Below are 17,037 nucleotides of genomic sequence, written 5' to 3' on the forward strand. Positions count from 1 at the left end.
ATGAAAAAAATATTAATTCCTTTGTTGGCACTAACCGTTCTTTTCAGTAGCTGCAAAAAGTGGTTGGACGTCAAGCCCGAAGATAAATTTATTGAGGAAGAAGTCTTTAAAACTCCACAAGGGTTTTACGATGCGCTAAACGGAATTTATCTCAATATGGCTGACAATAAATTGTATGGTCGCACATTAACTTTAGAAACACTCGATATCTTAGCGCAGACCTATTACATCTCTACCACCCATAGTGAAATACGTAAGCAATTGAATAACTTCAATTATGCGGATAAAGATGTAAAAGCTAAAATAGATGATATTTGGTCAAGCTTGTATGTCAATATAACCAACATTAACCGTTTTTTAGAAAACTTAGATACTTACGGTTCTACCTTGGACGAGCAAACCTTAAGTCTGATGCGTGGCGAAGCATTAGCATCACGTGCCTATATTTATTTTGATATCCTGCGGTTATTTGCTCCCGCCTATACTTTAGAACCAGAAGTGCAATTGATCCCTTATTATTCCAATACCAGTTATGAAGCAGCTCCCTTTTCGAAGAGTTCGTTTGTAATGGAAAAAATAATAGCCGATCTCCAAGCATCTGAAGCTTTATTGCTTAAGCACGATCCTGTTTTAAGCTTAACGAAGGTTGATCAGACTGTAGGGACAATTGATGTTGGAAATAAGCCATTTCTCCAATTTAGAAATTATCATTTCAATTATTTTGCGGTCAAAGGTTTACAGGCGCGTGTGCACTTATATGCCGGAAATAAATCCGAAGCATTGAAAGCAGCAACAACGGTAATTGAAGCTAAAAGTAAATTTCCATGGGTAAAATCCAGTGATTTAAGCGAAGTATCCATCATCAATCGAATTTTTTCAATGGAGCTACTTTTTGCTTTTGAAAGCCCACGTTTGTATACGAGTTATGAAGCTCTCTTTAATCCTGCGCTAGATGATAAAACAATCTTAAGTGCAGGTACAACGACTCGTTTTATCAATCAGGTTTATGAAAATTGGGAAAATGATTATCGCTATTCTTCATCCTGGCGGGTCGACGGAGGAAAAACCTATCCTGTGTTTTTAAAGTACAAAGACCTGTCCAATATCAATTACCGTAATTATCGCTATACTATTGCTGGAATCCGTCTTAGTGAAGTGTTTTTGATTGCTGCAGAATGTGAACCCAATACTACAAAAGGACTCGCTTATTTAAACGAATTACGTCAGAACAGAAATTGCGAAATATTGTCGACCGAAGTCAACCTGACGGATAATATTAAAAAGGAATACCGTAAGGAATTTTATGGAGAAGGTCAGCTCTGGTATTACTATAAACGTAATGATCTGCGTACCATCAGTGGAGCAACGACTACCAATAAAGCGGTTAGTAAGGACAACTATACCTTTCCGGTACCGCTATCTGAAACAGACCCTAGATAAATTTAAAATGATGCGAAATTTACATACAATTTTAGGCATGGGGACACTTTTGTTTTTGTTCTCATGTAAGCAGGAACCTCTGGAATTATACTCCGGAAATCCAGCGATTTATTTTCAAGGAACCATTCGAAATAATATTTATGAACCAAAAGATAACGGTAATTTTTCTTTCGGATACATGGATCCTGCGGAGAAAAATGCAGTTTATTCAATTATTGTAGCCTCCATGGGTTCAGTACAGACTTCAGACCGGCCCTATAAATTGTCTATCGATCCCAGTAGTGATTTAAAAGAGGGCCGTGATTTTGAATTCCTTGACCGTAGCTTCACCATTAAAGGCGGGCAGGTCAATGATACCCTTTTGCTAGTTTTAAACAGAACAGCAGAACTGAAGGAGAAAAACCTAACGGTCTTTTTGCAATTGGAGGACAACGCCAATTTTACGACGGCAATGAATAGCCAGTTGATTGGAACGGGAGCAAATGAACAAACAAAATATTTTAACAAATTCACTTTTTGGGCCAATGATATCGCTGGTACACCCTGGTTTTGGGATGCTACACAATCTACGACCGCAAGTATCATCAATGGATATCTCGGTAAATTTTCTGGCAAAAAATTGAAATTGCTAATTGATCGCTATGGATTGAATCTGGAAGAGATAACCGCAATCGGTTATCAGCCTTCCGTTTCGTCGATATTGGCCTGGGCATATGGTCTCAAATCTTATTTTGAAGAAATGCAGGCAGAAGGTACTCCTGTTTTAGATGAAGATGGTCTCCCGATGACCTTAGGTGTTTATCTACAGTAAAAAGACTAATTATGAAAAAGAATCTTAAAGCAATATTAGTGATGTTCCTATTTACATTCAGTCTGTTATCATGTAATAAGGATTTAGGAAATTATACCTACAGTGAATTAAGTGAAATTCAACTTACGGGCGTCGACTCGATTTATCAAGCTTTCAATCAAAAGGAATTTGTTATTAAACCCGTTATCAAGTTTTCGGATGGCGCTCCATTTCATGTTGCTGACTATACTTTTGAATGGTTTACGATTAATCCCAGTAGCGCTGTGTTGAACGCAGATAAGAAGAAATTTTTGGGGAATCAGCTCGATCTAGATACGACGATTACGTTACCTCCAGGGGAGTATGATCTGTATTTCCGTATTCAAAATAAAAAGACTAATTACCGCTATCAAAATATTTCCAAACTTAACGTCACTTCCGAATTGAGCAATGGCTGGTTGGTGTTAAATGATATTGATGGCAAGGTTCGGTTAGATATGTTGAATTATAATGTGAGTCAACAAAAGTATATTCCTTATACCGATATTTTGAGCACATTCAGTGATGCAAAACTAGAGGGAAAACCAAAACTGGTTTATTATCTTTATAATCGCGATCCTTTCACAAGTAAATATTCAAACCGTATTTATGTTGGGACAGATCAGACGACTTTAAGTTTTAATAATGAGATCCAAACTTGGACTAATTATCGAAACTTACGTTTTGAGGTCAACCATCCTACCTCTGCTACTTACCATGCCGAGGTTATTCGATCGCAATATTCAGCGTTAGCCTATATTCTAGATAGTGATGGTGTCTTAATGGGCGAAAATATTACACAAAATTTCTTGTACGGACCGACATTAAATCGGGTCAGCGGTGGATCGCGGCTGAATATATCTAAATATATCGCCGAGTTTTATGGTGCAGGAACTGCTTATGCAGTTGTTTTTGATCAGAATAACAAAAGATTTCTTGTGCACTCCGGAACCAATTATTCTTTATTGCAACCTAGTTCTTCGCAACCAGAAATTTTCACGCCCGATCAAGTCGGTATGGACTTGTTGTATATGGAAAGAGCATTGACCGCTACCAATCAATTTTATGCCTTATTAAAAAATAGCAGTACCAGTCAGATTAAATTATTACGATTTGTACACAGCAGCTCCACCTTTACGCCCTTGGCATTTGATGTCGTAAGCAATACCCACCAGATCGATCAAGCCACGAGTTATGTGGTCGATCCGGTTTACGGATCTCTTATCTATACGGTCGGAAGTTACGTGTACCAATATGATCCGTTCGGTAAAAAATACACGATGTTACTTGATTTAGGAAATCGGAAAATTAGTGTATTGAAGTATCAAAAACTGCTCAAAAATAAGACAGATCCACGTTATGTAGATTTTTCAAAGAAATTGATGATCTGCAGTTACGATCCAAGCCAGCCCAATACTTCAGGGAAGATGGAGTTTTATGAAATCAGTTTAGGCGGAGCTGCAAAATTGACCGAATCCTATACTGGATTTGGCAAAATTGCAGATGTTTCTTACCGCGAATAAAAAAGGAAAGCGATGAAAAAATACATATTAACAATTCTCGCAACTTTCACCATAGGTATGGGATTCGCACAATCCGGAGGGTCTTTTGATCAGCAATTACAGAATGCTTTTCTCAAAAAAGATTATACGGATCTCATCACCGCATTGGCAGACAATTTCGCTGTGGCTGGTCATACGGGTAAGGGCGCTGAGTATCGGTTGCAGCAGATCATTAAAAATTATCCTGCTGAATCAATATCCTTAATTTCTAATAAGAAAACTGATAAAGGGCAGCTTTATGCGGTGGAAATAACCGAAAAAGGGGGGAAGAAAACAAAAACGGATGCTTTGCTCAATAGTGAAGGCAAGCTGGTTCGTATTACATTATTTGATCAGCTTTATGGAATGAAAAGGGCTACTAATCCCAAATTGAGGGCGGTCATTCCTTTTGAAAATAAAAATGGATCGATCTATCTGCAGGTCAAAATCAATGATTTTCCACGTCCATTAAGTCTCCTATTTGATACCGGAGCAGATGGAATGGCTGTTAGCCAGCAACTGGCGGACGAGCTGGGATTAAAAGTAACGCGTGAAAACAATGCGTCGATGGTAGGTGGAAATGCGAAAATCAAAGTTTCGGATCAAAATACGATTCAACTGGACACGCTTCATTTGTTAGGACAGGGGATCGCAATTTTTCCGGAAATGGGGAGGGAAGGCGATGGACTGATCGGCAATAGTTTGATCCGTCAGTACATCACGCACATTGACTACGATAAGAATGTGATTTCGCTTTATGATTTCGGCGATTTCGATTACAAAGAGAAAGGAACAACGGTTCCTGTCAGCATGCCTTCGGGTGTGATGATCGTTCCGGGGCAACTCGATATTGTAGCAGGGAAAAGTCACCCAGGTCAATTTGTTTTTGATACGGGTGCATCTTATGATCTGATTTGTTTTCGACCATTTGTACGAAAAAATAAACTGCTTGTGAGTGGATTTAAACCCGAGGCACAGGCTTCTACCGTAAGCATGGGGATTTCATCCCCTACTTTTATTGGGCGAAGCTATCAGTTTGCAATTTCTCCCTTACCTGCCATGTCTGGTTTACCAATTACCTTGATGGGGGGCAGTTCCCAAAATGAAAACTGGAATCCTGGTGCTGATGGTTCCATTGGTGTACGTCTCATCAGTCGTTATAATATGACGATCAATCTGGCGGCAAATGAAATTCATTTCAGTCCCAATAAACTGCATGGGTTTCCGCAGGATTTTATCCTTAAAACGTATCAGTTCGGTTGGGATAATCAAGGTAAACTAAAGATGCTCGGAACACTTGGAGTGGGTGCGTCCTCCGAATTGAAACCCGGTGCTCATATAGTCGCTATCGGGAGCTATTCTGTTGATCAAATTCAAAAAAAGCCAGCTTTGATTGCGGAAATACAGGAAAAAGAAAACCCGATCAATGTACAATTGGAAGATAAAAGTATTATTTCCATCTAAATCTCAACTCGTATGAAACCCAATTATAGATTTTTAATGATTACTTTGCTACTGGTCCTTTGTGCACCATGTATATATGCACAGGAAGTAGCTTCTTTTAAGGGAAGTTTTGAGGCCTGTAAGGCGCAGGCTCAGAAAGAAAATAAATTAATTTTGATCGACCTCTTTTTTGTCGGCTGTATGCCCTGCGCAGAGATGGACGAAAAGGTTTTCCCAGATCCTGCAGTGGTGAAAGAGATCACTTCCAATTACATTGTCTTTAAAACCGATGTCATGAAGGAAATGGATGGTAAAAAACTGGCCCGTAAATATGGTGCGTCCGGTTTCCCAACTTTTGTCCTGCTAAATGCGCAAGGAAAAGCTTTATTGACCGAAGCTGGATATTTTGGAGCTGACCGTTTTGTTTCCTTATTGCAAAAAGGGAAAGCATTGGAAAAACAACGGAAGTATTTGGCTTTTGATACCAATCTGGATCATGCTTATCCTGCTGCGTATAGCGAACGCTTTATCAAAACAGGTGAACAACATGATTTTGCGGAATTGGAGTCTTATTTAGCACAACAAAAAGATCTGACATCGGAAACCGCATTTTTAGCCAACACCGTGACCAATTTTCCGATATATACCAACTGGATCTATGATCATTTACCGCAAATGATTGATCTCTATGGCGGTTCGCTGTTGTTAAATAAAGTGAATGCGATTGCTAAAGTCAAAAGTAAGCAATTTGGCAGTTTGCAACAGGCCGATAGCTTGCGTCAATTGCTCAGCTACATTCGCCCGGTATATAATGAGCGCATGTGGTCTGTCTTTCTTCCCATTATGGTCACCAGCTATTATGAGCAATCCAGAGATGCGGCAAGCTATCTACAATTAATGGATGAATATGATCTTTACCCGAATTGGGATCTTAGAAGCAATGCCTTGGGGCAGGTTATTTTTAGTCAGAAACAACAGCCTGTGATCTTAAAATCTATTCTAAAAGAATTTTTGGAACAGCAGAAGAAAGGAGCATTAGATATTCCTGATCAATATAAACTGGTGGCCTTGTATCTGTATCTGCAGGATTTTGATCAAGCACAAAAAGCGATGGATGTCTTATTAAAATCGGACTTCTCAGATCCTTATCTCGCAACAAAGAAGGCCGATATTGAACAATTGAAACAGGCGATTGCGGGTAAGAATACACAAAACATCCAAGTAAAAGATATTAAAAAAAACATTCCAGTTCATTTAGGCTAAGGGAATAAAAAACTAATCATAAATCGAAAATACATTTTAATGAAAAAAACAATTTTAATCGTTGCAGCAATAATGACATCCTTATTTGCTCTAGCGCAAAAACCGAGTAATATCAATGGTACTTTAGTCACTCCTGTAACCAAAAAAGTGGGTTTGTTCAAAGTTTTGAATGGACGGCTTGTTGAAATCGCTACGTCAATGACAGACTCCAAGGGGCGTTTTGCCTTTCGTTTCACTCCCGAGTATGAGGGCTTATATGCTGTTGGTGCTGGCAATCCTTTGAGCCAGCAAGGGCTTTACCGTTTTTATTTTAAAGGCGATGAAGTGTTGAATGTACAATTGGAAAAAGATAGTTATACTTTGGTTGAAAAAAATACCCCTGAAAATGAAGCGCTTTATGCTTGGGATAAGCAGAGCAAAACTTTCCGTGACAAAGGTCTTACTCCTGGAGGGATGAGTACTTATGTGGATTTCTTTCCTGAGGTAGAAGCATTCAAAGTAAAACTTGATGGCATCAAGAAGGGTGTCAAAACTGGGAATGCGAAATTTGACCAATTCTTCCCTGAATTAGTGGATTATGATTTTGCGTATTATGCCACTTCATTTCTACAGATGCCCCGTAGTGCGCACCCAAGCAAAGAGGAAATGAGCGACTATTATACCGAATTCAAATCGGATAAATATTTGACGTTAGAACTTTTAAAATTTCCTTATGGGGATCGTTTTTTAGGTAATCTGGTGTTTCGCAAAGTGGATTTAAGCAGTAAGCCTACATTCGATAAAATGGTGGAAGCAATAGGTCCAGATGAGCTGAAGGGTCAGTATGTATTGCAACGTTTGGAAGGCGCTCGTTCTTATCAGGATTTTCAGGAAATGAATACGACGTATAAGAAGTATTTTATATTGCCAGAACAACTGGAACGCGCCAAAACGGTAGAAACAAAATTAGTAGAGACCAAAACTGGTGTCCCTGCATTTCAGTTTAGCTTTCCGGATTTAAAAGGTAAAAATACCAGTTTGAGCGATTTGAAAGGTAAAGTTGTTTTAGTGGACATGTGGGCGACATGGTGTGGCCCATGTCGTGCTGAAGAACCGCATTGGGAACAGTTGAATGAGCTGTATAAGGATAAGGCTGTTGCATTTGTTGGTGTTTCTGTTGATCAGGATAAACCAAAATGGGAGGAGTACCTTAAAACTAAAAACTTGAAAGGGATCCAATTGCACGCGGGTTCTGGAAATGACCTTTCTACAGCATATAAAATTAATAGTATTCCACGCTATATTTTAATTGATAAGGCGGGTAATTTGATCAATGCAGATAGTCCACGTCCGAGCGATCCAAAGCTGAAAGAATTGATCAATCAGTATTTAGCGAAGTAAATTTTCATCTTTTATACAACAGGCCTTTCCCTAAAACCATCGGGGAAGGCCTGTTTTTATTACGATATTTTAAATCTCAGCGGATATTGTTTACCTTTGCTCGGATAGGAGTATAGCATGACATCAGATTTAACATTTACAGCGATCGATTTTGAAACAGCAACAGGGCATCAAAATAGTGCCTGTGCAGTTGGTATCGTGACAGTGGAATCGGGTATCATTACAAATGAGTTCTATTCCTTGATCCAGCCACCTCGCAATGAGTATATGTGGCAGACGACCCGTGTTCATGGCATCAAGCCTAGGGATACGCAACATTCTCCTACTTTTAAAGAGTTATTTCCCTCTATTCAGTCCTTGCTTACCAATAAATTGATGATTGCGCACAACGAATTGTTCGACCGCAACGTTTTACGGAAAACAATGGTACATTATGGTTTGTCTTACGAGGAACTGCAGCTTGCCGAGATGTGGGAATGTACTTATAAGATCTATCGTAACAAAGGTTTTAAACCTGCTCGCTTAAATGCCTGCTGTGAAGTGTTGGGAATCAATCTCAATCACCACGAAGCATTATCCGACGCGAAGGCCTGTGCTGAATTATATCTGCGCCATCCTTTTGTAGCAACATTGGTGGAGGAGGGTAATTAGTACTTAGAAGTTAGTAATTAGATTTGAGAAATTACTACGTTACTACTTTACTCCGTTACTCGATCACTGTGTCACTCCGTTACTGGTTACTTCGTTATTAGTTCCTTAGTTACTTCTTGATAAATAAGGTTTTATTGCGAGTAGTGAACGATGTCCACCTTTTTGTCCCCCTTTTGTCCCCCCTTAAAACTCGCTCTTGCAGTAGCTAAGAATTATCTTTGCCTTTGTCAATTCAAAAACGCTTAAAAATTGCCTTTTGAAAAGATTTGTCGCAAATGGTTCTTATTTTTTAATAATATGTTTTACGTCTATCTTTTACTTACTGCTTTAATTTTAGTTTCTGGTTTTTATTACTGGCGCAGATCGCGCTTGTCTGCTGAGTTTTTAAAACGCGTTGTTTTACAGGTGCACTATCGCTTTCACCACTTAGAAAATGATGAGCGAGAATACGGTAAATCAAAAAATGGGGCATTATTACTTAAAGTTGAAAGAACAGATCAGGACACACGTAATATTGTCGTGAAAGATGTGATCATGGATCATGCTTGTCTCAATGTAAGCTTGGATCAGATCATTATGATCACGTTTCCTGCCGATTCAAACCAGGCCTATGAGGCTTCCGTACGTTTCAGAATACGGGGTGCGGTGCGTAAACCTGATTTCCTAAGCCATCACCATGCAACTGTTATCGGTTATGTTACTTCCGAAAAATCAGGACGTGTGCCTTTCCGCATTAAAGTTGGGATGCTTGAGGCGGAGCAGGTTAGTCAAGTATGATTTTAGGAGTTAGTAGTAAGATTTTAGAAAGTTAGTTTGTCTGTGGGTTAGAAAGTTAGTGTGTTACCCTGTTCGTATCGCATCCGTTACTACCATCACTACTTTACCCCGTCACTACTTTATAGGTTCGTTTTTTTTGTTACATTCATACTTAAGAAGGGGAGACACACGGTAATGCACGTGCTCCCCACTCTTATTATTTATGGATTGGTAAGTTATACTCCATCCTCGTCACTTCGTTACTGGTTACTCCGTCACTTCTTCACTCCGTTATTCCATCACTTCATTAGCCGATTAAATAATTGTATTATAATCAGCATCATGTTATTGTTTTTGAGATACTATTTATCTAAGTTTGTTTAATATTATATTAAAAAATATGAAGATAGCGCTACAGCAACCTTTCGGAAAGTGGGTTGTTTTTATTCTGGTTGCATTTTTTTTCGTTAGCTGTAAAAAAAATACACCAGATCCAGAGCCGGAGCCTGAACCAATTGTACGAACCACGGATCAAAAAATTCGGGATAGTATCTATTATTATTATAAACTGTACTCCATATGGGAAGAGAAATCCATCCCAAAATATGAGCTTCCATCCGAATTCACAGATAAGTACAATTCTGCTAGTAGTGTTCTCAATGCTCTGAAAGGTATGACTCCTGCCTATGCGAACTATGCCCAGTATGGTGGTGTATACGATCGTTTTTCTTTTATCGATGGACTTAACGGTTATAATATCAATGCTACGGCAAAGTTAAAAATGGATCGAAATGATGGCTACGGTTTATACATTTCCATGGGTACTGTCGATTCGAAAGTCGCAAGACCTGTTATCTATTTTGTCGAAGGTGGTTCACCTGCTGATAAAGCTGGGTTAAAACGATCTGATATGGTAACAGCTATCAATGGCGAGACCGACTTTACTGTTGCGATCAACTGTGATGCTTCAGGATGTAAACCTGTTGATCCCAATGCGCTGACAAACATGAGAAACCGTGTTGCCAATGCGCTGGAAGGTGGTGGTCTTCAGCTAGTGCTTTTGCGTCAGGATGGAACTACATATAATGTAAGCCTATCTTATGGATCATATACCATCGATCCAATTTATCACGAAGAGGTTTACGAATATCCAAGTAAAAATGTCGGCTATTTTGCACTTTCTTCATTTGAAGAAATAGAACGTAATAATTATAATCAGCAACGCGTAGATGCTTCTTTTAAAACTTTTGAGGACAAGCATATTGAAGATCTTATCGTAGATTTACGCTATAACACGGGAGGCTATGTTGATGCTGCGGTATATATTGCCAACAAAATTGCAGGAACAAAAGTTCCAGATAAGAAGCTGATGGTGACCTATATCTGTAACGCTTATATGGAGCGAACTCAGAAAGGTACCAATGGTATGTTCAGAGATACATACTTCAGTCAGACAAGTACGTTGAATCTGCGTAAAGTATATTTTTTGGTAAGTGAAAAAACGGCTTCAGCAGCAGAGATGCTCATTAATGTCCTTAAACCTTATATGAACGTTCAGATTATCGCGACAGGAACACATACTTATGGGAAACCTGTTGGTTTTTTTGAACAGATTATTGAAAACCGTGTTTCCTTCTGGCCAGCATCTTTTCAGTTAAAAAATTCTGCAGGTTTCGCAGATTATTGGGATGGATTAGTGGCCGATAAGCCCAATATAAATGATTATATCTTTTTACCAACAGGTGATACCCAAGAGACGATGTTAGAGACGGCTTTGGAAGATGCTGTCCCGGGAAGTACAAAGAAAACCTCCGCCCGTCTGCGCGCTAGCCAACATGCCCGTATGTCACTCGGTGGTGCTGTGAATACGTTACCTGAAAGAGGTCTTTTGAAGAACTAGTCGTGTCGTCGTTAGAAAGAGTGATTAAATTGATCCCTAAAATTTTATAAATGAAAAGAGCATTATCGATTTCGATAATGCTCTTTTTTATAGTAACAAATCAGTTATCGCACCTCATTTAATTTGAATTATGATGCGGTAATTATGGTCTTAATCTGTGTCATTCTGACTTAAGATGTTGTGGCAAAAATATTTTTATGACAGAGCTCTGCAGCCGCTTCATCCGGTAAGCATTTTAGAAAACCAACAGGAACTTGGCTTACTACTTTTTCCAATGTACTGTTCATCATTGCAAAAAGATCTTTATTCCATCGAATAGCTGTACAACTTGGCAATACTGCAATGAAACCTTTTACGCCTGCTAATGGTTCAAATATATTTTCAGGCCCCTGTTGCAGACGTACAAATGCTCTTAATGGTATCGCTTCATTTTTATAACAAGGCGTTTTACCGCTCCATGGAGTACCATATATAATCACGCCATTTTCTGTAATCCGGATCGCCGGATTATCATCATTGAGCAATGATGTATCTGGGATATGTTTTAACCACAGACGGCTATGCGTACTTTTCCCTGTGCCGCTTTTACCCAAAAAAGCTATGCCCTGACCATTTCGGTTGATGACCGATCCGTGGATCATAATGACATCGTGCAAGAGAGCGGCTTGACCAAAAAGCATCATCAACATCCAACAGATAACTGCACTCTGTTCTGTTTCGGTACTTTCTGGAATATAAATGGTCGACTGAGCAAAATCTCTTTCACTGTACAGATACCAAAAATCGGTACCCCGATCATTGGCTATTGTCGTGATAAATGTATTTCCTTTTTCGTAGAAACAGAAACGGTCGCCCCATGATATGGACTGATCACTTAAGAGTTGTCCGAGGTCTTCACCTTGAGGAGCTTGCTCCATACTCAGGTTCACTTGGATGGTCCTGTTTTCTTTCGTTGTATTGTATTGAAAATCACGGAAAGAGGGTAATAATTTTTCCAGATCTAGGTTAGCCGGATAGTTGATCTCCAATATTAGATCGGCTATTTTATACCATTTTTTCGATAATTCAGTAGGGTTTGTTAAAATCATAGCGCGTTCATTAGTCGAGATAGATACGCTGTACGCATGTATCGGCCAAGTTTAAGTCGTGTGTTACAAAAAGGCATAATTTATCATGCCCAAAATCTAAAAGTCTTTTGATCAGTGTGTCGGCCGTATTTCTGTCCAGTGCCGAAGTCACTTCATCAAATAACCAGATATCACCATTATGCATCAGCGCTCGGGCAATCGCAATGCGTTGCGCCTGTCCTTCGGATAGACCCATTCCCGATTCACCGACTACGGTGTCTACACCATCAGGGAGTTCCAGTACAAATTCTGCACAGGCAATCCATAGTGCTTTTTCCAAAGCAATATGCTCGCCTTCTTTAACATGGAGCATCAGGTTTTCCCTAATGGTACCACTGAAGAGTGAATTTCCCTGTGGAATATAAGCGAAATTGATGCGGTGTGCAGCAGTTAAAGGTCTTGTACCCTCGCGGTCCGTGAGTAATATTTGGCCTTTTTCTGCTTTGATTAGCGACAGCAGTAAGCGTATCAGGGTTGTTTTTCCTTTACCGCTTGGCCCCACTATAGCGGTGGGCTGACCTGCGGCTAGGTTTAAATTCAAATTATTTAAAACCCATTTGTCTTCATATCTAAAAGATAGATCCTGGATCTTTAAGGCTGTTGTCCCCAATAACCGTTGCTGTTCGATCTGCGGTTCTATTTCACCTTCCTTAAGTTCCAAGAGGCGGTCCGCAGAAACTCTGAATCGCACAAAACCCGGTATATAGGTGATCAGTGCGAGAATCGGTGTTTGTATCCGTGCCACCAATTGCAAAAACGCTGTCATGGTACCAAATGAGATCTGTCCACTATGCAGTCTATAGATCCCCCAGATAAAGGTGAGCAGATAGCCCGCATTGATACAGATTTTCATGGCACTCTGGGTATAGGTCGAAAAATTGAGCTGTTTCATTTTCAACATGAAAAGCTCTTGCTGGCTAGCGGTAAGTTTTTGCCTTCTTTTTGGAAAGATACCCATTGCCCGGATCAAGAGTCGAAAGCGAAGATTTTCTTGCAGGATATTAGAGAAATTACTCTCTTCACTTTTTACTTCCCGACTCAGCTTGCGCATTTTTTGGAAGTAGATTTTCGAAAATAAAAATAGCGGCGATATGGCCAGTATCATGAGCGCCAGCATCGGATCCATATACCACAGAAATGCAAGAGATGCCAGTAACTGTATAACGGTAAGCAGAAATGAAAGTGCCGATTTTGCAATCATAGTGGCTACTTCTTCGCAGTCTGTTTGGATCCGGATCTGGATATCACCTGTATGCCAGTTTTTGATAAGTTTCCAGACGGATAGCATCTGTGCGTCGAGCATATTCCGTTGCAGCTGGAAGGTCATCATCATTTTGATCCGCTCATTTAGCCAGCTGGTATATGCACGGATACCGATCCCAACAGCAACACTCGTCACAATTCCGATCAGTGTCCACTTCAGCGGAAGATCTTTCGGAGAGATGGCCATGTCTACCGCTTTTTTGGAGAGGTACACAAAAAGTAGGGAAAGTACAATCGCTATAAGCTCCAATATAAAATACAGGAGCAGTTTCGATCGGTATCCCTGACTTATCGACCAGGCCCAGCGGATATGCTGTTTCAAGTTATTATTATTGGTCACAGCTGGTGGTACTTTTTGACATTTATTTTTGCAGTAAACCTTGTTTTTCGAAATCCTGAATTAAAATTTCTGCGTCAGCTTGTGCCTGTGTTTCTGTTACTTCATAGTGTTCGCATAGCAGATCAACTACAGTTGCGCTTGAGAACTCAATACCCTGCAACTGCTCCCATAGCCATGCCGCAGAATCATTCAGCGTATATACTGTAGAAAGATCGACCATATCTTGACTAGGATCCACAATCATATGATCCGAACCTATTGTTCTTAAAACTAAATCCGTTCTTAATTTCATTTATGTTAAAGTTAAAAAATTAGTAAAATCAAAGTTAATCAATCCTTCGCATTCTAAGAAATTAGGTCAGAAACCTTCTTTTTAAGGCACTGATTACCCTTCTAACGATTCTTAGTCGGTACCAGCTCATGCCCCTAAACCGTGGCCAGGTGCTGCTGATATCTTTTGCTAAATCACTGTCTCCTGAATAAAGTTTTGTGGCAATTGCTATAATATCGGATGATGTTACGTACTCGTGCAATGCGATATTTCCATCGCCAGCAAGAACAATGTTTCCATTCTTTTTACCCACATAGCGATGAAAAACAAACTTGCCTTCATGTTTAGCCAGGATGTTTGCTCCTGAAGGTAAAGGAGTTCCACGATAAGCTTCAAGCAATACTCGGTCTCCATTCTTGATAAAAGGTAACATGCTATTGCCCTTTATGCGGATGCAAACTTCTTTTCCTTCGCGGAGTAAACGTTGTACTTCTTCAAAATACAGCTCATTCGTTATGATACGTGGTTCTGTTTTATCCATCTTTCCTAACCTAGGTGAGCTGGACCACATATTGGAGTGCCTGTTGCAGTTCGGTATCTTTTAAGATCACCTTTTTGTCCGCATCTAATAGATAGATTGTCGGAGAAGCTTTGGTATCGTAAAGTCTTTTTTTCTGAATAACGGATTCGGTATCAAAACCATTGATCCAATTTTCTGCCAGATGCGTTTGAAAGTTTTTCCATTTAGTACGGTCACCCCAAGGTTCAATGGTTACCATCTGGATCTGTTTTTTTTCAAAAAGATCGACAACTTGTGGTGTATCTTTAAGCGCCGCAATCATTTGCTTACAGTGTGGACATTCAGTGTCGTAGAAAAACAGTAGTGTATATTTTGACTTCACATCCGACAGCTTTTGGGTTTTGCCATCGCTGGTTTCGAAACTAAAATCTTCGGCTACTTGACCTACTTTATTCCGCTGTACCAATTTATAAACCGGGCGGTAGGCCTCTTTTTCAAGGTCTGTCAGCTGATCGGTTTTTATAAGGTAACGCAGTACAGATTCGTATCGGTTATCATTACGCATAGGCGAATTGCCTTCGTAAAGATAGTGTTCGTATAATTTAATAAAATGATCGAAAGTTACTTTGTTTCCTTTTGCTTTATCCAACATGCGTGCTACAGCATGATCCGCTACAGTATCAGATACCGAGTTGAGTGCCGAGATAAAGTCAGCTAATTTCTGCTCGCCAATATTGGGATCTTTAATTTTTGCGGTATCCAGCATATCAATTTTGTCCCAGTAGCTCAATACTGCACTGTCCGCACCGGTGTAGACGATGGCTTTCTTGTCTTTATCTACATGATCCTGTTGATCAGACTTCGGTTTCGGATTGCATGCTATGGACAGCAAAGTGATTGCTCCACCTATACACAGCACTTTAAAGGGTACACATTTCATTATAATTAGCTTAATGATAACAAACTTAGCGATATTGTGATTGATATACAATATTATTGAGGTGAAGTTAAAAACAATTGCTTGATTTTTTTCATCTTTAGAATTTAATTTTAATGCTGGTTTAGGGTTAGACCACAAGGATTTAATGGCTGATGTTTTTTTAATGAATTAATAAAGAGCTCGTTATTTTGTCTGTTGTAAAATAAGAAATGGTTTTCAAGCTGGTTATTGTAATTCAATACGCTTTCTTCGAGAACTTTTCACGACAGCTTTTGTTTTATAAATAATCTCTATCTTTGAGATAGTAAAAAAACTGTGCTTAATTCATGTTATTATTATTTTAAATATGATTACCATACCTGCTAAAGAAATGCGTATCGGCATTACTTTCAGTGCGTTTGATCTGTTACATGCAGGTCATATCAAAATGCTGGAAGATGCTAAACGTCAGTGTGATTACCTGATCTGCGGCCTGCAGACAGATCCTACGTTGGACCGTCCTGAGAAAAACAAACCGACACAGACTGTTGTGGAGCGTTATATTCAACTCAAAGGCTGTAAATATGTGGATCAGATTGTGCCTTATGCGACAGAACAGGATCTGCAGGATGTATTGCGTTCGTTTAAGATCGATGTTCGTATTGTTGGTGATGAATACCGGGAACGGGATTTTACGGGACGCCAATATTGTGAAGACTCTGGTATCGAGCTGTATTTCAACAGCCGCGATCATCGTTTTTCAAGTTCAGGTCTACGTCGTATCGTTGCCGAACATGAGGTGGAAAAAGGTTAGAAAGTATCAGAGTAAAGAAGTTATTGGTCACTAGTTACTGCGTTACTAAAAAGGACTGCGTCACTAAAAAAAGAAAGAACACATTACATGAAAATAGGAATTACATTTGGTGTATTTGATTTGTTGCATGCCGGACATATTATGATGTTGGAGGAAGCACGCCGCAATTGCGATTATCTGATCGTTGGACTCAATACCGATCCTTCAGAAGTTTCACCAGAAAAATCTGCACCGACACAAACTGTTGTGGAGCGTTATATCCAATTAGAAGGTTGTCGTTATGTGGACGAGATTATTCCTTACGAGACCGAGCAGGACTTGATCGATATGATCAAAGCTTTGCCTATTCAGGTGCGTATTATTGGAGAAGAATACCGCGATATGGATTTCACCGGAAAGAAATATTGTGTGGAAGAAGGTATCGACATCTATTATAATAAACGTAGCCACCGTTTTTCAAGTACTGGTTTACGGAAAGAAGTTGCCGCGAAGGAAGCGGAGAAAGTTAAGTAGCTAGATAGTTAGAAGGTTAGATAGTTAAGAAGTTAAATGTTAAGGTAGTTAGAGGGTTAGATCGTTA

At 39.5% G+C, this 17,037-nt stretch carries 16 protein-coding genes; 11 read left to right on the forward strand and 5 right to left on the reverse strand.

Annotated elements, in window-relative coordinates:
* The 9 genes from FHR29_RS24750 to FHR29_RS24790 all read left to right on the forward strand — a co-directional run bounded on the left by FHR29_RS24750 (position 1) and on the right by FHR29_RS24790 (position 11,203).
* Positions 1-1,440, forward strand: coding sequence for a RagB/SusD family nutrient uptake outer membrane protein (locus tag FHR29_RS24750; protein ID WP_183917952.1), 1,440 nt, complete (start codon positions 1-3; stop codon positions 1,438-1,440).
* Positions 1,441-1,447: 7 nt separating this feature from the next.
* Positions 1,448-2,251: a DUF4843 domain-containing protein gene (locus FHR29_RS24755; RefSeq protein WP_183917954.1), complete on the forward strand. Its 804-nt coding sequence runs from the start codon at positions 1,448-1,450 to the stop codon at positions 2,249-2,251.
* A gap of 11 nt (positions 2,252-2,262) precedes the next feature.
* The gene (locus FHR29_RS24760; protein WP_183917956.1) at positions 2,263-3,792 is read left to right on the forward strand and encodes a PKD-like family lipoprotein; all 1,530 of its coding nucleotides are present in this window, start codon (positions 2,263-2,265) and stop codon (positions 3,790-3,792) included.
* A 12-nt stretch (positions 3,793-3,804) separates the two neighbouring features.
* Positions 3,805-5,274, forward strand: coding sequence for an aspartyl protease family protein (locus FHR29_RS24765; RefSeq protein ID WP_183917958.1), 1,470 nt, complete (start codon positions 3,805-3,807; stop codon positions 5,272-5,274).
* Between the two features lie 12 nt (positions 5,275-5,286).
* Positions 5,287-6,516 (forward strand): thioredoxin fold domain-containing protein, encoded by a 1,230-nt coding sequence (locus tag FHR29_RS24770; protein WP_183917960.1) that lies wholly within the window; start codon positions 5,287-5,289, stop codon positions 6,514-6,516.
* 39 nt (positions 6,517-6,555) lie between these two features.
* Positions 6,556-7,896, forward strand: coding sequence for a TlpA disulfide reductase family protein (locus FHR29_RS24775; protein WP_260292955.1), 1,341 nt, complete (start codon positions 6,556-6,558; stop codon positions 7,894-7,896).
* A 117-nt stretch (positions 7,897-8,013) separates the two neighbouring features.
* Positions 8,014-8,547: a 3'-5' exonuclease gene (locus FHR29_RS24780; protein ID WP_021188625.1), complete on the forward strand. Its 534-nt coding sequence runs from the start codon at positions 8,014-8,016 to the stop codon at positions 8,545-8,547.
* A gap of 297 nt (positions 8,548-8,844) precedes the next feature.
* Positions 8,845-9,324, forward strand: a complete 480-nt coding sequence (locus FHR29_RS24785) for a hypothetical protein (protein WP_183917962.1) — start codon at positions 8,845-8,847, stop codon at positions 9,322-9,324.
* Between the two features lie 379 nt (positions 9,325-9,703).
* Positions 9,704-11,203: a S41 family peptidase gene (locus FHR29_RS24790; RefSeq protein WP_183917964.1), complete on the forward strand. Its 1,500-nt coding sequence runs from the start codon at positions 9,704-9,706 to the stop codon at positions 11,201-11,203.
* Positions 11,204-11,373: 170 nt separating this feature from the next.
* Here the strand turns inward: FHR29_RS24790 and FHR29_RS24795 are convergent, their stop codons facing one another.
* The 5 genes from FHR29_RS24795 to FHR29_RS24815 form a co-directional block, all read right to left on the reverse strand.
* On the reverse strand, positions 11,374-12,291 hold the full coding sequence (locus FHR29_RS24795) for a hypothetical protein (protein ID WP_183917966.1): 918 nt from the start codon (positions 12,289-12,291) through the stop codon (positions 11,374-11,376).
* Positions 12,292-12,301: 10 nt separating this feature from the next.
* Positions 12,302-13,933 (reverse strand): ABC transporter ATP-binding protein, encoded by a 1,632-nt coding sequence (locus tag FHR29_RS24800; RefSeq protein ID WP_311732315.1) that lies wholly within the window; start codon positions 13,931-13,933, stop codon positions 12,302-12,304.
* Between the two features lie 22 nt (positions 13,934-13,955).
* Positions 13,956-14,225 carry a PqqD family protein gene (locus FHR29_RS24805; RefSeq protein ID WP_183917968.1) on the reverse strand — a complete coding sequence of 90 codons (270 nt, stop codon included), beginning with the start codon at positions 14,223-14,225 and terminating at the stop codon, positions 13,956-13,958.
* A 61-nt stretch (positions 14,226-14,286) separates the two neighbouring features.
* Positions 14,287-14,745 carry a S24 family peptidase gene (locus tag FHR29_RS24810; RefSeq protein ID WP_183917970.1) on the reverse strand — a complete coding sequence of 153 codons (459 nt, stop codon included), beginning with the start codon at positions 14,743-14,745 and terminating at the stop codon, positions 14,287-14,289.
* A 10-nt stretch (positions 14,746-14,755) separates the two neighbouring features.
* Complete coding sequence (locus FHR29_RS24815) at positions 14,756-15,664, reverse strand: DUF5106 domain-containing protein (protein ID WP_183917972.1); 909 nt, start codon at positions 15,662-15,664, stop codon at positions 14,756-14,758.
* Positions 15,665-16,010: 346 nt separating this feature from the next.
* Here FHR29_RS24815 and FHR29_RS24820 point away from each other — a divergent pair, with 346 nt between their 5' ends.
* On the forward strand, positions 16,011-16,457 hold the full coding sequence (locus tag FHR29_RS24820) for an adenylyltransferase/cytidyltransferase family protein (protein WP_260292961.1): 447 nt from the start codon (positions 16,011-16,013) through the stop codon (positions 16,455-16,457).
* An 87-nt stretch (positions 16,458-16,544) separates the two neighbouring features.
* Entirely contained in the window at positions 16,545-16,970 is a 426-nt protein-coding gene (locus tag FHR29_RS24825) for an adenylyltransferase/cytidyltransferase family protein (RefSeq protein WP_132844242.1), read from the forward strand.
* Positions 16,971-17,037 lie beyond the last annotated feature (67 nt).

The sequence above is a fragment of the Sphingobacterium sp. JUb56 genome (genome assembly GCF_014191365.1).
GTDB lineage: Bacteria > Bacteroidota > Bacteroidia > Sphingobacteriales > Sphingobacteriaceae > Sphingobacterium > Sphingobacterium anhuiense.

Bases quoted from the DNA above. Each gene is read 5' to 3' on its own strand.
- FHR29_RS24770 (WP_183917960.1), top strand. From the start codon at position 5,287: ATGAAACCCAATTATAGATTTTTAATGATTACTTTGCTACTGGTCCTT.
- FHR29_RS24795 (WP_183917966.1), bottom strand. From the start codon at position 12,291: ATGATTTTAACAAACCCTACTGAATTATCGAAAAAATGGTATAAAATA.
- FHR29_RS24785 (WP_183917962.1), top strand. From the start codon at position 8,845: ATGTTTTACGTCTATCTTTTACTTACTGCTTTAATTTTAGTTTCTGGT.
- FHR29_RS24750 (WP_183917952.1), top strand. From the start codon at position 1: ATGAAAAAAATATTAATTCCTTTGTTGGCACTAACCGTTCTTTTCAGT.
- FHR29_RS24790 (WP_183917964.1), top strand. From the start codon at position 9,704: ATGAAGATAGCGCTACAGCAACCTTTCGGAAAGTGGGTTGTTTTTATT.
- FHR29_RS24805 (WP_183917968.1), bottom strand. From the start codon at position 14,225: ATGAAATTAAGAACGGATTTAGTTTTAAGAACAATAGGTTCGGATCAT.
- FHR29_RS24765 (WP_183917958.1), top strand. From the start codon at position 3,805: ATGAAAAAATACATATTAACAATTCTCGCAACTTTCACCATAGGTATG.
- FHR29_RS24775 (WP_260292955.1), top strand. From the start codon at position 6,556: ATGAAAAAAACAATTTTAATCGTTGCAGCAATAATGACATCCTTATTT.
- FHR29_RS24815 (WP_183917972.1), bottom strand. From the start codon at position 15,664: ATGAAATGTGTACCCTTTAAAGTGCTGTGTATAGGTGGAGCAATCACT.
- FHR29_RS24780 (WP_021188625.1), top strand. From the start codon at position 8,014: ATGACATCAGATTTAACATTTACAGCGATCGATTTTGAAACAGCAACA.
- FHR29_RS24755 (WP_183917954.1), top strand. From the start codon at position 1,448: ATGATGCGAAATTTACATACAATTTTAGGCATGGGGACACTTTTGTTT.
- FHR29_RS24810 (WP_183917970.1), bottom strand. From the start codon at position 14,745: ATGGATAAAACAGAACCACGTATCATAACGAATGAGCTGTATTTTGAA.
- FHR29_RS24825 (WP_132844242.1), top strand. From the start codon at position 16,545: ATGAAAATAGGAATTACATTTGGTGTATTTGATTTGTTGCATGCCGGA.
- FHR29_RS24820 (WP_260292961.1), top strand. From the start codon at position 16,011: ATGATTACCATACCTGCTAAAGAAATGCGTATCGGCATTACTTTCAGT.
- FHR29_RS24760 (WP_183917956.1), top strand. From the start codon at position 2,263: ATGAAAAAGAATCTTAAAGCAATATTAGTGATGTTCCTATTTACATTC.